The 15,243-nt window shown below is 33.1% G+C and carries 12 protein-coding genes; all 12 read right to left on the bottom strand.

The features are described from left to right. Positions 1-2,434, bottom strand: a 2,434-nt coding sequence (gene mutS / locus CN514_RS06390) for a DNA mismatch repair protein MutS (protein WP_098231877.1), incomplete at its 3' end; no start/stop codon positions are given. A gap of 161 nt (positions 2,435-2,595) precedes the next feature. Continuing rightward, the gene (gene cotE, locus CN514_RS06385) at positions 2,596-3,141 is read right to left on the bottom strand and encodes an outer spore coat protein CotE (RefSeq protein ID WP_069034483.1); all 546 of its coding nucleotides are present in this window, start codon (positions 3,139-3,141) and stop codon (positions 2,596-2,598) included. 273 nt (positions 3,142-3,414) lie between these two features. Further along, a complete protein-coding gene (locus CN514_RS06380; RefSeq protein WP_088012874.1) occupies positions 3,415-3,861 on the bottom strand; it encodes a YlbF/YmcA family competence regulator in 447 nt (148 codons plus the stop codon). Beyond that, complete coding sequence (gene miaB / locus CN514_RS06375; protein ID WP_098231876.1) at positions 3,861-5,390, bottom strand: tRNA (N6-isopentenyl adenosine(37)-C2)-methylthiotransferase MiaB; 1,530 nt, start codon at positions 5,388-5,390, stop codon at positions 3,861-3,863. Before miaB ends, CN514_RS06380 begins: the two co-directional genes overlap by 1 nt. Positions 5,391-5,723: 333 nt before the next feature. Beyond that, positions 5,724-6,635, bottom strand: a complete 912-nt coding sequence (mraY, locus tag CN514_RS06370; RefSeq protein ID WP_483295001.1) for a phospho-N-acetylmuramoyl-pentapeptide-transferase — start codon at positions 6,633-6,635, stop codon at positions 5,724-5,726. A gap of 713 nt (positions 6,636-7,348) precedes the next feature. Then, positions 7,349-7,894, bottom strand: coding sequence for a GNAT family N-acetyltransferase (locus CN514_RS06365; RefSeq protein WP_098231874.1), 546 nt, complete (start codon positions 7,892-7,894; stop codon positions 7,349-7,351). Positions 7,895-8,020: 126 nt separating this feature from the next. Then, the gene (locus CN514_RS06360; protein WP_098231873.1) at positions 8,021-8,887 is read right to left on the bottom strand and encodes a 2-oxoacid:ferredoxin oxidoreductase subunit beta; all 867 of its coding nucleotides are present in this window, start codon (positions 8,885-8,887) and stop codon (positions 8,021-8,023) included. Then, complete coding sequence (locus CN514_RS06355) at positions 8,874-10,631, bottom strand: 2-oxoacid:acceptor oxidoreductase subunit alpha (protein WP_098231872.1); 1,758 nt, start codon at positions 10,629-10,631, stop codon at positions 8,874-8,876. Before CN514_RS06355 ends, CN514_RS06360 begins: the two co-directional genes overlap by 14 nt. 230 nt (positions 10,632-10,861) lie before the next feature. Then, a complete protein-coding gene (locus CN514_RS06350; protein ID WP_098231871.1) occupies positions 10,862-11,788 on the bottom strand; it encodes a dipeptidase in 927 nt (308 codons plus the stop codon). A 238-nt stretch (positions 11,789-12,026) separates the two neighbouring features. After that, positions 12,027-12,287, bottom strand: coding sequence for a stage V sporulation protein SpoVS (gene spoVS / locus CN514_RS06345; RefSeq protein WP_088041153.1), 261 nt, complete (start codon positions 12,285-12,287; stop codon positions 12,027-12,029). A gap of 126 nt (positions 12,288-12,413) precedes the next feature. Then, a complete protein-coding gene (locus CN514_RS06340) occupies positions 12,414-13,205 on the bottom strand; it encodes a TIGR00282 family metallophosphoesterase (RefSeq protein WP_098231870.1) in 792 nt (263 codons plus the stop codon). A 213-nt stretch (positions 13,206-13,418) separates the two neighbouring features. Continuing rightward, on the bottom strand, positions 13,419-14,990 hold the full coding sequence (gene rny / locus CN514_RS06335; RefSeq protein WP_069034493.1) for a ribonuclease Y: 1,572 nt from the start codon (positions 14,988-14,990) through the stop codon (positions 13,419-13,421). Positions 14,991-15,243 lie beyond the last annotated feature (253 nt).

Genomic DNA, 15,243 nt, shown 5'->3' with positions numbered 1-15,243 from the left:
GAATATTTATAATCTCTTTTTCTGTATTTTTAATTTCCACTTTAACATAGGAATGATTATTTGATTCCAAATCATTTAATAATTCTTTTGCCCTACTAATTACATCTTTCGGAAGATTTGCTAATTCGGCAACGTGGATACCGTAGCTTTGATCCGCTGCACCTTCAAAGATTTTATGAAGGAATAATACTTTTCCATCTTGCTCTTTTGCTGCTACGTGAATATTTTTCAAAAACTTAAGTTGATTAGCTAATACCGTCAATTCATGATAGTGAGTAGAAAAAAGCGTTTTTGCTCCAATATGATCATGTATATATTCAATCATCGCTTGTGCTAAAGCCATTCCATCATATGTTGATGTTCCTCTACCAATTTCATCAAATAAGATTAAACTTTTTTCTGTTGCATTCGTGATTGCATAATTAGCTTCTAACATTTCGACCATAAATGTACTCTGCCCAGAAATTAAATCATCTGCAGCACCAATTCTCGTAAATATTTGGTCAAAAATAGGTAATTTCGCGTATTCAGCAGGTACATAGCATCCAATTTGAGCCAATATACTGATTAATGCAACTTGTTTCATATACGTACTTTTACCAGCCATATTAGGTCCTGTAATTAAAAATTGATGAGTCTCAACATCGAAATTTGTATCATTCGGAATATACTCTGAACCTAGAAGTACCTTTTCAACTACTGGATGTCTCCCATTTTTCACGATATATTCTCTTTCCTCAGTGAATGCTGGTCTTACATATCCATTTTTTTCACTAACTACAGAAAAACTTTGTAAAACGTCAATTTGACTAATTACTTGTCCTAATGTTTGAAGTCTAGATAAATATTGTTTTACTTGTTCTCGAATTGAAATAAATAACTCATATTCCAATCCAATCATTTTTTCTTCAGCTTCAAGAATCATTGTTTCTTTTTCTTTTAGCTCTTCAGTTATAAAGCGTTCTGCATTTGCTAACGTTTGTTTACGTTCGTAACGACCTTCTGGTATTTGACTAATATTTGATCTAGTTACCTCGATAAAGTAGCCGAAGATTCGATTGTATCCAATTTTTAAGGACTTAATCCCCGTAATTTCTCTTTCTCTTTGTTCTAATTCCATTAGCCAATTTTTACCGTTCTTACTTACGAAACGATATTCATCTAATGTTTTATGAAAGCCATCCTTAATAATGTTTCCTTCTTTAATAGATAAAGGCGCATCTTCAATAATTGCATTCTCTAAAAGCATTTGAAGCTCTTCACATGGATCGATTTGATTAATCAGTTCATCTATCGTTTCATGACTAATTGATTTTAAAGCATGAATAATTGAAGGTATTGTTTGAAGTGAACGTTTTAATTGTAATAAATCTCTTGCATTTACATTACCAAATGAGACTTTACCAGCTAAACGCTCTAAATCATAGACTTCTTTTAATAATTCCTTCAGGTCTTCACGTATAAAATAGTTTTCCATTAGCAATTCCACAATCGTCAATCGATGTTCGATTTGTTTCGTACTTACTAATGGACGTTGAATCCATTTTTTTAGTAATCGTCCACCCATCGCTGTTTTCGTTTCATCTAATAACCAATTCAAAGAACCTTGTTTGTTTTTTGAACGTTGTGTTTCAACTAATTCAAGATTTCTCATCGAATACATGTCCATATTTAAAAAATCATGTTGATGAATAACGACTATTTCTTGAAGATGAGAAAGTGTTCGTTTTTGTGTTCTCGATAAATAATTTAATAATCTTGCAGCAGTAGCTTTTAAATTAGTTTGATCAATTGATTTTACAACATTTGTAAACTCCTCTGATAAACGATCATTCTCCTCAAATGAAACGACAATTGAAAAACTTTTTTCTAGTGTTTGAATCGCTTTAGAAGAAAAATCTTCATTTACAACTACTTCTTTTGTACCAGTTGCTGCAATTTTTAAAACCGCTTCTTCAATTGAACCACTAAGTAATAAAGCATTGCCCTCACCAGTCGTCAAATCAATCCAAGCTAATGCATATAAACTTGGTGTTACTTCTGATAATGTTGAGATATAATGATTTTGCTTTTCATCAATCGATCTACCCTCCATTTGCGTCCCTGGAGTAATCAACTGTACAACTTCTCTTCGAACAACTCCTTTTGCGACCGTTGGATCTTCGACTTGTTCACAAATAGCTACTTTATATCCTTTTTCAACTAATTGTTCTATATATCCAGCAGCAGAATGGAATGGTACTCCGCACATCGGAATTCGTTCTTCAGTTCCTCCTGCTCGTCCGGTTAAAGTAATTTCTAAAACTTGAGATGCCTTAATTGCATCCTCAAAAAACATTTCATAAAAATCACCAAGTCTAAAAAACAAAAATGCATCTTGGTAATTTTTCTTTATATTTAAATATTGCTCAATCATTGGCGTATAAGTTGCCATTCTATCCTCTCCATCAAAAAACATTCTTCGCATATTATATCACATTTTACGAAAAGGCTTGGAAAGTTCGAAAGTTAAGAAAAAGAAAACTTTCGATTGATTGGACATTGAAAATCTTTATAACATAAAAAAGCTAGGAAGTATCACCTTCCTAGCCTAGCTTACTCTTCTTCGCCCTCTAAAACAAAATCTGGATCTAAATCTTCAAACTCATCATCTACATCAAAGAACTCGTCATCGTCGTGTACACCATGTGGTGCAACAAGTACGACAATTTTCGTTTCACCTACAACTTCAACTAATACTTCTTTCTCTACAGTTACAATAAATCGATTTCCATTTGGAGAAATAATTGCATCTAAACAATTTGGATGTTTTAATGATCTAGCAATTACTTCACAATCTTCGCCAGTAAAGTTTTCATCTCTATGTCTTAACTTTACTACTTCAGTATACTTAACAGACTCAGGAACTACTTCTGTTTTCGTATTGTCACCATAGGAGTACCAAATATTAATATCATATTTTCCAGATACTTCTACTCCATCCTTACATTTTTTTGCATCATATACATGGTTTATAACCCAGCAGCCTAAAATACTTGATGGAGTATGATTTGGTGTAATTGTATGTGTGACTTTGTTATATTTCTTGCCTCTTCCTACGACTGCCTTCGTTATAATCTCTCTATGTTCGCGTTCAGACATAGGTGTGACCCTCCTCGTTCCATTTTCATTTCATTCTATGCGTGACATATGCGGAATGTGTTAATGACATGAAAATTCTTTTATACAAGTTAAAAAAACATGTGATGATAAATTGTATGACGACAGCCTAATAAAGTTGACTCTAAATTGCAGAATTTAAAAAATAAACATAAAAATTATGATATTAAGGCTATATAGTAATTACTTTATTAGCTTTACATAAAAAAAAGACTCGGGGCAGCAAAATTAATTGCTTCCTTGAGTCTTTTTTTATTAATGACTGCAGCTATCTGTTTTGCAAGCATCCGGTCCATGTGCTACTTTAGAACCTGTCTCACCGCTTAATAAGTTACCGCCTGTTGACTTAATGATTTCATCTGTCACACCATTTGAGATCGTGTGAGCGATTAATTGAAGTAAATCATTCACTTCTACTTGAGAAGATTGAAATTCTTGTACAACTGGAATTGTTTCTAGTTTTTCGTTTAATTCATCAAGCTCTTGTTCAACTTTTTTAAGTGCTTCTTTCTTGCCCCAGTGCTCTAAATTAACTGCTTGTTTTTGTAATGACTTAATTTCTTCAATATAAGCTCTTACAGTTTCACTCTCGTTAATTTGCGCTTCAGCACGTTTAAAAAAGTCTACTTCTTCAGTTTCAGAAATCATTACTGCTAATTCTTTTGCACGTTCAACGATATCAGTTTTTGTATATTTTCCCATTATAGCACCTCTACTGTTTCTTCTACTAATTCTCCATCTAATGACCATGTTTTAGCTTTTGTAACTTTTACTTTTACAATTTGACCAACGATTGATTTAGGGCCTCTAAAGTTTACAAGTTTATTATAAGGAGTATACCCAGCTAGTACATCAGGGTTTTTCTTGCTTTCTCCTTCTACTAATACATCAAGTATTTGGCCTTCAAAACGTTTATTAAATTCAGCAGATTTTTCATTTACAAGATTGTTAAGTCGTTGTAATCTTTCCTTTTTCACACTCTCTGGTACATTATCGACCATTTTTGCAGCCGGTGTACCTTCACGTGGTGAATAAATGAATGTAAATGCTAAATCAAAACCAACTTCTTCATATAATGTCATCGTTTCTTCGAATTGCTCATCCGTTTCATTTGGGAATCCAACAATGATATCTGTTGTAAATGAAATTTGTGGCATTGCAGTTTTTAATTTTCTTACAAGTTCTAAGTATTGTTCACGATCATATTTACGTGACATTAGTTTTAGAACTTCAGAGCTACCAGATTGAACTGGTAAATGAATATGTGGCATTAAGTTGCCGCCTTTTGCTAATACTTCTATTAAATAATCATCAAAATCACGTGGATGACTTGTTGTAAAACGAACACGTGGGATGCCAATTTTACGGATTTCATCCATTAAATGACCTAATCCATATTTACCATCATCTAAGTCTTTACCATAAGCATTAACATTTTGACCTAATAAAGTAACTTCTTTATAGCCCAGTCTAGCTAATTCACGTACTTCATTGATGATATCCTCTGGTTGACGACTACGTTCTTTACCGCGTGTGTAAGGAACAATACAGTACGTACAGAATTTATCACAGCCATACATAATATTAACCCAAGCTTTAATTTCTCCACGACGTACTTTTGGAAGGTTCTCGATTACATCCCCTTCTTTTGACCATACTTCAATAACCATTTCTTTACTAAACATCGCTTCCTGAATAATAAATGGTAATCTATGAATATTATGTGTACCAAATACCATATCTATAAATGAATGTTTTTGTAAGATTCGATTAACAACTGCTTCTTCTTGAGACATACAACCACAAATTCCAATTAATAGATCTGGTCTTTGAAGTTTTAACGGTTTTAAGTGACCAATTTCACCAAACACTTTATTTTCAGCATTTTCTCGAATTGCACATGTGTTTAATAGAATAATATCAGCATCTTCAACTGATGTAGCTACTTCATAACCCATCGTCGTTAAAATACCTGCCATCACTTCTGTGTCATGTTCATTCATTTGACAGCCATAAGTACGGATTAGGAATTTCTTACCTACACCTGAATTTCTCATTTCTTCAGGAATTTCGAAACCACGATCATAAGTAACTTCTTCTTTACCACGACGCTTAGCATCAGCTAAAGATGGAGCTTGGTAAACTTTTTCAAAATATTTACTATAATCTTTATCGTTTTTATCTTTTGAATTATTTATATTAGTGCCTTGAAGGCGTTGTTGTTCATTCATGAAACAATCTCCTTTCTTCTCGAGCGTCCACACATTACTTAAGTATATAACGTTATTCTACAATATACAATGTACGTTACGCAAAAAAGAAAGCCGATAATAGTAGTATATTTGAATAATTTTATTCATTATTATAAAAACAATTCTTTAAATAATAAAGCGCTTTAATTATTAATAGAAGAATGTTGATTTCAAATTTATGGTCCTCAATCTTGGAACCGTGACACGGGCCCCTCGAAGTCTTAAAAGCACCTTTTTCAACATAAAAAGAGAATCCATCAAAGGATCCTCTTAAAATAATAATTCTCAGTATGATATCTGTGGTTTCATAAGTTACATAAAAAAATAGAAATATAAGTAGCTCAAGAAACAACCTGTCCAGGAAACAATCGTAAAATTCATGACAATGATATTTTCTGACCAACCATATTTAATTCCATAGTGAAAATGTATAGGGGCCATTAGAAATAATCTTTTTCTTGTTCTTTTAAAGTAGAAAACTTGAAAAATAACTGAAAACTGCTCAGCTAAATAAATAAAAAACAACATTGGAATCAAGATTTCTACTTTTTCAATGATCGCTAAAAATGATAAAGAACCACCAATTGCCATTGAACCTGTGTCGCCCATAAAAGCCTTAGCTGGATATAAGTTATAAATTAAAAAACCAGCTAAACTAGCGATCATTATGAGACTAAAAATTTTCACCTCAATATGATCTGAAATCAGAAAAAAGAAAAAGAAGGTAGGGATTGATACCATACCAAGCAGTCCGTCCATCCCGTCAGTAAAATTAATAGCATTAGCTGATCCTACGATAAATAAAGTGATTAGCGCCAAATAAACCCATAATGGTAAAAAGATACTGATAGAATCCGTAATCCGAAAGGTTGTGTCTATTTCAAAAAAATTAATTAATACAATAAGTAAAAAAATAGTAAAAGAAAATTGAAAAACTAGTTTTGTTTTAGCTGATATTCCTCCTGGATCCTGTTTTGATGCTTTCCAAAAGTCATCGAGAAAACCAACGACACTGAATAAAATAAAAGTTCCAACTAAAAAAAGCATAAGTGGACTTGAATAATTAACGAAAGCTACTAAAATACCTATCAAAAATATACTTCCCAGCATTAAAGGAGTTCCCTTTTTATTATGGTGTTCAGCTGGTAATTCCGCTCTTATAGGTTGGGTCAACTTAAATCTTCTTAACGTCGCAATTAAAAAGGGTGAAAGAATGCTTACCAAGATAAAAGTAATTAAAGCAGGTACGAGTGAGGATAACAAAATTTTTCTCCTTTCAATTATTTTTAATTAAGAAATTCGATAATATCGAGTGATTTCCTTTATTTGCCTATTTTTTAATTTAAGAATTCATTTAAATGTTACTTATTTAATTAAAAAAGGAGGGTTCCAAATTACGGACCCTCCATTATTTAAATATGAGAAAGATTCTTTCAGAGTCTTTAAATGTTAGTAAAACTGTAGATTTATGATAAGAAGTGATAAATAATATCTAGGCTGAAAATAAGGCTTAGGGAATCGCAAATAAAGGATTCATCTGTACAAATAAATGATGAAATTTTGCAAATAAATAGTCGTTTGCAAATAAAATCTGAAAAACGCAATTAAATTTAGCAAAACTGCAATTAAAAATTCGGAATCGCAAATAAAATTAACAAATCTGCAATTAAATCTAGTGGAAGTGCAAATATAATTAAAAATTACCTATACCCGTTACGGTAATATAGTCTAATAATTGTACTTAATAGATGCTTTTAACTTAAAAACAAACAAATAAGTTCTTAAACTTACTAAATCGAATAACATTCTGCTAATTTTTTTTTAAAAGCACAATTAAATCAACAACAAATAAATACCGAAGTTGAAATACCTCCATCTTTGTATATCCCTATAGATCAGATCGTAATAAAACATCTTCTTATATCCTCAAAAAATTGCTATCTTAATATATCGCTGACTTTAATTTTCCAAATCATATGATCATATCCCTTTTCCCAATAGTCCTTTAATAAATAATCAGGTTCCCCAAATTTCTTTTTCCAGATTTTTTGGGCATTACAATAGCCACTATCTAAACAAAATTCTTTTATCCCTTTATTCTGTAAAGTAACGTATATATTATTTAATAATAAATTTCCTATTCCATTTTTCTGATAGTCTGGATGTACAAATACAGTACCGACCTCAGGTAGCCCTTTTAATGCATGGTTTGTACAATTTAAAATAAGTTCACTAGCTGGACCATATTCAATCGAACCAATAATTTTTTCGTTATCAAGAGCAATTAAAAAAAATCTTTTTTCACCATTACTTTCGAAATCCTTTTCTAAATAGTTTCCTTTTGTTTCGATTTCATCATCCATACTTTCTGACTGATTGCTAATCCCTTCTTTTGCAAAAGTGTCAGTAATTACTATTTTAAAAAATTGATTTAACTCTTTCATGTCCTCTATTCTTGGTCTTCTTATTTTAATATTCATCATCAAAAACACTCCTAACTACAAATTACTTCAACATCAAATGGCAGTATCCTTCATAATAAATTGTCATGATTGTTCTATTTAAGATATAAAAAGAAAAACTCCTCAATAATGAGGAGTTTCTTTTTATTACATGAATTCAGCAACTAATTTTTCGAATTGTGCTTTTTCTAATTGAAGTTCTGATTCAACTAATGGTTCTTCACTGTATCCAGAAATTAATTGTTGGTATGATTTTTGCTCTTTGTTTTGGTAGATAAGACCAGTTACTAAACCTTTATTTTGCATTAATGTTTGCATAGCCATTTCTTTGTTTGATGGATCATATCCTTCAATATCAGAAAGTTTAACAAGATTTTCTTTAAACCAGTCATATGTGTTTACTTTATTGTAAGTTACACATGGGCTGAATACGTTAATTAAAGAGAAACCTTTGTGGTTAATACCTTGCTCAATTAATGATGTTAATTCTTTTAAATCACTTGAGAAACTTTGAGCTACGAATGTTCCACCAGCTGTTAATGCCATTTCCATTACTGAAAGTGCAGATTCAACAGAACCATGTGGCGTACTCTTAGTTTTGAATCCTACATCACTACGAGGTGATGTTTGACCTTTAGTAAGACCATAGATTTGGTTGTCCATTACGATATACGTAATGTCGATGTTACGACGAATTGCATGGATTGTATGACCTAAACCGATAGCGAATCCATCACCGTCTCCACCAGAAGCGATAACAGTTAGATCACGGTTAGCCATTTTTACACCTTGTGCAATTGGAAGTGAACGACCATGGATACCATGTAAACCGTAAGAGTTAATATATCCAGAAATACGACCAGAACATCCAATACCAGAAATTACTGCAAGGTTATCAGGTTCTAAACCAACATTTGCTGCTGCACGTTGAATAGATGCTTGTACAGAGAAGTCTCCACATCCTGGGCACCAGTTTGGTTTAATATTATTACGAAATTCTTTAAATGTTGCCATTTAGAACAACTCCTTCCTTGCAAGTATTGTAAATTTCTTTTGGTAAGAAAGGATTTCCATCATATTTTAGTAAGCTTGAAATCTTTTCTGCATGACCACAATTCATTTTAATAATGCTTGCTAATTGACCAGTAGCATTATTTTCAACAACGATTACACGTTTAGCTTTTTTAAGCTCAGGCATTAATTCGTTTGTTGGGAATGGGTGAATTAGACGGATGTGAGCATGGTTAACTTTGATACCATCTTGCTCTAAACGAATCATTGCTTCTTCAATCGCACCACGAGTTGAGTTGAAACCAACTAGTAATACATCAGCATCGTCGTGTTTAGAGTTCACTAACACTGGGTTAGGGAATTTTAGGTTATTTAACTTACGCATACGTTTATCCATTTGTTGATTACGGTTAATTGGTGATTCTGATGGTTTACCCATTTCATCATGCTCAACACCAGTTACGTGGTGAATTCCACCTTTCATACCTGGTACTACACGAGGAGAAACGCCATCTTCAGTCACTTCAAAACGCTTGAAGTACTCTTTGTTTTCTGATACAGGTAATTCTTGTTTGTAATCAAACTTACCACGGCGAATTTGTACTTTGTCAAATTGAAGTGGCTCAACAGTTTGTTTACCTAAAGAAAGTTGTAAGTCAGTAATTACGATAACAGGTACTTGGAATTCTTCAGCTACGTTAAACGCTTCCACCATATCGTAGAATCCTTCTTCTACTGTACTTGGAGCGATTACTACTTTCGGAATTTCACCGTGAGTTCCGTAGATCATAGCCATTAAGTCTGATTGCTCTTGTTTAGTTGGAAGACCAGTACTTGGACCACCACGTTGAGTATCAACGATTACTAAAGGAACTTCAGTCATACCAGAAAGACCGATTGCTTCCATCATTAATGAAAGACCAGGACCTGCAGATGATGTTAATGTACGAACACCAGCATAGTTAGCACCGATTGCCATTGTACATGCAGCAATTTCGTCTTCAGTTTGAATAACTGCTCCACCATACTGAGGTAATTTTTTGATTAAGTATTCCATGATTTCAGATGCTGGCGTAATTGGATACGCTGCCATAAAACGAGAACCACCAGCTAATGCACCCATTGCGATTGCATCGTTACCGATTAGGAACATACGTTTTTTACCATCAGCTTCTGATAATTGCATTTTATTTACATTCACGCCAAGCATTTCTCTCATTTCTTCTGCTCCACGTGCGATTGCTTCTATGTTTTTCTCAACAATTTGTTGACCTTTTTTACCAAAAATTTCATCTACAACTTCTCTGAAAACTTCAATTGATAGACCTAAAATTGCACTTGAAGCTCCAACTGCAACCATGTTTTTCATTAATGAAGTACCTAGTTCAGTAGCTAATTCTGTAAATGGAATTGAATAAAGTGTTACGTCAGTTGAATCTGGAATTGTCGGATTAAATTTAGCATCAGCGATTACGATACCGCCTTTGCGTAATTCATAAAAGTTTACATCGATTGTTTCTTGGTCAAATGCTACTAAAATATCTAAGTCATCTGAAATTGCACGAACTTCAGTTGTACTTACACGAATTTTGTTATTAGTGTGACCACCTTTAATACGAGAAGAGAAATGACGATATCCGTATAAATAGTAACCTAAACGGTTTAACGCAATTGCAAAAATCTCACCTGTACTTTCGATACCTTCACCCTGTTGTCCTCCAACTTTCCACGAAAGTTGTTCAATCATTTCCTACACCCCTTTGAATGCCCTCATTCGTAATAAATTAAATTATAAATGGATAATTTTTTTGCATATCATTCATTTTATTATAAAAGAATGAAAGCGATTTAAAACATATCTTTTGATATGAGTTAATTCGCTTTCAATTCTAGACCTATTAATCAAAAAAATCAATGATTTTGAAAGAAATTATTCCTTTAATTTTTATATTTTTATTATTCTGAACAAGTAACATGTTATTTGTAATGTATATATGATGAATAATTCTCATACATAAAGCCTTTAACCTGCTGTTCTGTATAGTGTTTAAGCAATTCATTTGTTAAATTTTGATAAAGTCCTACGTGATGTAAATTTGTTGGATGAGTATCGATTCCATCAAAATCTGATCCCATCGCAATAAACTTTTCTCCACCGAGAGAGCACATATAATCGATATGTTTAATAATATCTGAAATCGTTGCCACTCCTTCATCGACTAAAAATGTAGGATAGAAATTAATCCCAACAATTGCACCTCTATTAAACATAGCCTTTAGCTGTTCATCATTTAAATTTCTTGGATGTTTACAAATCGCTTTAGCATTTGAATGAGTTGCAGTTGGATATTTTGCTTGTTCAAATGCATCCCAAAACGCGGCTTCAGTACAATGAGAAAGATCACACCACATATTATGCTCATTTAAGTAATGAACTACACTTCTTCCAAAATTAGTTAACCCCCCATTTCTTTCTTCAAGAATTCCATCTGCAGCTTCATTTGCATAATTCCATACTAGACCGACACTACGCACGCCTAGACGGTGTAATATCTTTAGACGATTAATATCACCTAAAAGTGCATCACAGCCCTCTAGCGTCAAAATAGCACCCATTTCTTGACTTTTTAATCCAACTTCATCTTCTTTTGTTCGAATAACTTTAATATGATTATTTTCTGTTGCTACTTTTTCATAAAAAAGCGTGACGCATTGAAGAGCTGCATCAAATTTGATTAGTTTATGTACATGTTCGGGAATATAAATCGCATAACATTGTATTTTACTATTCCCTTGTTTTAATCGATTAACTGAAACTTGTAGTGAATCATCATTTTCAAAATTGATCGAAGGCTTTTCTAGTAATTTCATCAGTACATCACAATGAGCATCAAAAACTTTCATAAATTAGCACCCTCCCATTTTTTTGACTATTGAAACTAGTGTAACATATTAATAAATTCAATAATAAAAGTAATAATTATACACAAAAAAACTCGTCGACTGACGAGCTTTAAGTCGGAGCTAAAGTCTTAGCTCCACTTTTTAATTACAAATTTGCGTAATCTTACTCGCTACCACTTAATCTTTCTTTAATTAAAAATAAAACAACCTGTCGCTTTAGGCTAACAGGTTGTTATTATTAACGAGGCTCTACGATTAATTTAATCGCTGTACGCTCTTCCCCATCGATTTGAATATCTGTAAATGCAGGGATACAAATAAGGTCTACACCACTTGGTGCAACAAATCCTCTTGCAATTGCAACTGCTTTTACAGCTTGGTTTAACGCGCCAGCACCAATTGCTTGAATTTCTGCTGTACCACGCTCTCTCAATACACCTGCAAGTGCTCCTGCTACAGAATTAGGGTTTGACTTTGCTGAAACTTTTAATATTTCCATTCCTGATCCTCCTTGTACTTACAAAGCTATTATTGTGTACAATAAAAACTATTCTCGATAACAAGAAGTTATTCCTGCAAATATTTAAAAGTTTTTTAAAAATTTTCACAATTCTTTTAATTAATCTTATAGCTCTTGATGATCATCATTTATTTGTATTCTTTTTATTGATTTTGCTAGCCCAGTTTGTTTGTCTAATTCGATAATGACACCACTTAGCTGACCTCTACCTTCATCTACTTCGAATCTCACTGGTAAGTTCGTTAGGAATTTTTTAATAACAGCTTCTCTCGTAACACCTAGAATCCCATCATATGGACCAGTCATTCCAACATCTGTAATAAACGCTGTACCAGCAGGTAAAACTCGCTCATCAGCCGTTTGAACATGTGTATGTGTACCAACAACCGCTGTTACTCTTCCATCCAAATACCAGCCCATCGCAATTTTTTCACTTGTTGCTTCAGCATGAAAATCAACAAAAATGATGTTTGTTCGTTTTTTAGCGATTTTTATTAGCTCATCAGCTTTTTTAAAAGGACAATCAAGTGGCGGTAAAAATGTTCTACCTTGTAAATTTATAACGGCTATTTCAACATCATTAAAATTTAAAAAGACTAATCCATTACCTGGTGTACCTTCAGGGAAATTAGCTGGTCTAACTAAGTATTTTGCTTGATCAATAAATTCAAAAATATCCTTTTTATCCCATGCATGGTTACCAAGTGTTACTGCTTGAGCGCCTAATTCTAAAAATTCGCGGTAAATTTTTTCCGTTATTCCTTTACCATGTGCTGCATTTTCACCATTTATAATCGTTACTGAAGGATTAAATTTCCTTTTTAAAGCTTGAATATTAGCCTTTACCATTGCCCTACCATTTGAACCAACTACATCGCCTATAAACATTATTCTCATTTCGTTACATCCTTCCAACTTGCCACTGTTAATTCACAGCACTGATTTTACTTTTAGATTACCCAAAAATACGAAAAGCCCCATTACTAGCACAATCTGAATCTTCATCTATGCCATTCAACTAAGATTCATTTCAGATATGTATTAGTTGGAGCTATTTTTAAAAATACTTTATTTTGTTACAAAAAAGAAAATAAAGTGGCATATACCACTTTATTTTGCATACTCGACAGCTCGAGTTTCACGAATAACCGTAACTTTTATATGACCTGGATAATCCAGTTCATCTTCAATACGTTTTCTAATATCTCTCGCTAATCTATGAGCTTGTAAATCATCAATTGTATCTGGTTTTACCATGATGCGTACTTCACGACCTGCTTGAATAGCGAATGATTTTTCTACACCTTCATATGATTCAGAAATCTCTTCAAGCTTTTCTAAACGACGGATATAGTTTTCCAATGTTTCGCTACGTGCTCCTGGTCTAGCAGCAGATAAAGCATCTGCAGCAGCTACAAGAACCGCAATAATTGAAGTTGGCGCTGCATCTCCGTGATGAGATGCAATACTATTGATAACTACTGGATGTTCTTTATATTTCGTTGCTAATTCGACACCGATTTCAACGTGACTTCCTTCTACCTCATGGTCAATTGCTTTACCAATATCGTGAAGTAAACCTGCGCGTTTTGCAAGTTTTGTATCTTCACCAAGTTCAGCAGCCATAAGCCCAGCTAGGTTCGCTACTTCCATCGAATGCTTTAACACATTTTGACCATAACTAGTTCTAAATTTCAGTCGACCTAATATTTTAATTAAGTCAGGGTGAATTCCATGAACACCAACTTCAAAAGTAGTTTGTTCACCGACTTCACGTATGTACTCATCTACTTCTCGTCTTGATTTTTCAACCATTTCTTCAATTCGTGCAGGATGGATTCGACCATCTTGTACTAATTTATCTAGTGCAATTCGTGCAGTTTCACGACGAATTGGATCAAAACCTGATAATATTACTGCTTCAGGCGTATCATCAATAATTAAATCTATACCAGTTAACGTTTCTAAAGTACGTATATTTCGTCCTTCACGGCCAATAATACGACCCTTCATTTCATCATTTGGAAGATTTACAACTGAAACAGTTGTTTCAGCAACATGATCTGCAGCACATCGCTGGATTGCTAATGATAAAATATCTTTTGCTTTCTTATCTGCTTCTTCTTTTGCTCGAGCTTCTGTTTCTTTTACTAGTATTGCTGTTTCATGGGATAATTCATTTTCGACTTTAGTAAGTATTAATTGTCTTGCTTCTTCACGATTTAAGCTAGAAATTCTCTCTAACTCTTCTTGTTGAGCAGCAATTAATGCTTCTATCTTGCTTTCCATTTCTTCTATCTGCTGTTGTTTTAAAACAAGAGATTCCTCTTTTCTTTCAAGAACAGACTCACGTTTTGAAAGTCCATCATCTTTACGATCTAAGTTCTCTTCTTTTTGCATTAAACGATTTTCTGACTTTTGTAGTTCACTACGACGGTCTCGAATTTCGTTCTCTGCATCTGTACGAATTTTGAAAATTTCGTCCTTTGCTTCCAATAAAGCTTCTTTTTTAATTGTTTCTGAATCACGTTTTGCATCTTCAATAATTTGATTTGCATGATTAGTTGCGCCATTTATTTTAGCTTCTGCAATGGACTTACGGACAAAAAATCCGACAGCATAACCGACTCCGAATGTGGCAAGCAATGCGAAGATGATCAAAATTATAGTATTTGCACCCATGATTTCACCTCCTCTTGCTATTTAGTTAGTTTCATTTTTGTCGGCTGTTATATTGTATAAATAATTGCATCAACATACAGCACACTTCAATTCAATTTTTCACAGAATAGTAATATTTTTTTAGAATATACACTTAAATATTAAATCTCTTACCAAATGATGTCAAGCCTTGTAAATCGCTTACTTACTTGATTTATCAATATTTATTACATTTTTACTAGATTTCATACATGAGAATCTAAATTTTATTCAT

It is taken from the genome of Bacillus sp. AFS001701, from assembly GCF_002559405.1.
Lineage (GTDB): Bacteria > Bacillota > Bacilli > Bacillales > Bacillaceae_G > Gottfriedia.
This window is presented reverse-complemented; position numbering and strand designations above follow the sequence as displayed.

Coding starts and splice junctions, on each gene's coding strand:
- CN514_RS06340 (WP_098231870.1), bottom strand. CDS start 13,205: ATGAGAATAATGTTTATAGGCGATGTAGTTGGTTCAAATGGTAGGGCA.
- CN514_RS06355 (WP_098231872.1), bottom strand. CDS start 10,631: ATGATTGAACAACTTTCGTGGAAAGTTGGAGGACAACAGGGTGAAGGT.
- CN514_RS06380 (WP_088012874.1), bottom strand. CDS start 3,861: ATGGGAAAATATACAAAAACTGATATCGTTGAACGTGCAAAAGAATTA.
- miaB (WP_098231876.1), bottom strand. CDS start 5,390: ATGAATGAACAACAACGCCTTCAAGGCACTAATATAAATAATTCAAAA.
- rny (WP_069034493.1), bottom strand. CDS start 14,990: ATGGGTGCAAATACTATAATTTTGATCATCTTCGCATTGCTTGCCACA.
- cotE (WP_069034483.1), bottom strand. CDS start 3,141: ATGTCTGAACGCGAACATAGAGAGATTATAACGAAGGCAGTCGTAGGA.
- CN514_RS06360 (WP_098231873.1), bottom strand. CDS start 8,887: ATGGCAACATTTAAAGAATTTCGTAATAATATTAAACCAAACTGGTGC.
- spoVS (WP_088041153.1), bottom strand. CDS start 12,287: ATGGAAATATTAAAAGTTTCAGCAAAGTCAAACCCTAATTCTGTAGCA.
- CN514_RS06365 (WP_098231874.1), bottom strand. CDS start 7,894: ATGATGAATATTAAAATAAGAAGACCAAGAATAGAGGACATGAAAGAG.
- CN514_RS06350 (WP_098231871.1), bottom strand. CDS start 11,788: ATGAAAGTTTTTGATGCTCATTGTGATGTACTGATGAAATTACTAGAA.